This window comes from Kribbella pittospori (genome assembly GCF_004331465.1).
GTDB classification, from domain to species: Bacteria; Actinomycetota; Actinomycetes; order Propionibacteriales; family Kribbellaceae; genus Kribbella; species Kribbella pittospori.
Genome location: NZ_SJKB01000055.1, coordinates 1 through 799, shown reverse-complemented (window position 1 = coordinate 799; position 799 = coordinate 1). Strand labels below are relative to the sequence as shown.

The window sequence follows — 799 nt, the reverse complement described above, 5'->3', positions numbered from 1 at the left end:
TCGCGCAGGTAGGCCTGGCCGCCGGCGGGGGTGAAGAAGATGTCGCCTTGGCCCCAGAAGATCAGCGTCTTGGGTTGGTCGCGGCGCAGCCGCTGCTGCCACGCGACATACCGGTCGCTGTTGGTGCGGTGGTCGTGGAACAGGTCCAGGTGCACCCGACGGGCGTTCGGCCGGGCCAGGAAATGCAGAGCAAGGTTCCAGTCGTCCGGGCTGATCCTGGTCGGGTCCTGGTGACCGGTCAGATGAATCGCCTTCACCATCTCCGGCTCCAGCAACGCCTCCAACAACCCATCAGCCTCAGCGCTACGCCCCGACCAGACCGCGCGACGGATACTGTCCCACGCGCCGGCGAACCCGTCGTCGTAGGTGTTGGCGTTCTGGATGACCTGCCACCGCAACCAGTCCGGATGCAGCGAGATCAGCCGGTTGCCGATCGCGCCACCGCACCCGTGCATATACAGCCCCATCGGCCCGGTGAACCCGGTGGCCAACAACGCCTCGTCAACGATCTCGGCCAGATGATCGAAGCTGTAGTCCCACTCCCGCGGATCCGGCAACTCACTGTTCCCGAACCCCGGATAATCGAACGAGATCAAATGGAACCGGTCAGCCAGCGCCGCCATCAAGCCCCGGAACTGATACGACGACGACGGAAACCCACCCAGCAACAACAACTTCGGCGCACCCGGCACGCCCGCCTCACGACAGAACACCTCCAACCCACCAGCAGACACACTACGAAATCTCGACATGGGCACTCCAGGCTCATCTTCAAGGGGTTGCCGGCCGACAGGTTCAG

At 64.1% G+C, this 799-nt stretch carries 1 protein-coding gene; it reads right to left on the bottom strand.

Annotation, left to right across the window (positions count from 1 at the left end; genetic code table 11):
* The coding region (locus E0H73_RS45595; RefSeq protein ID WP_131367566.1) for an alpha/beta hydrolase at window positions 1-752 on the bottom strand (752 nt) is incomplete at its 3' end.
* Window positions 753-799 lie beyond the last annotated feature (47 nt).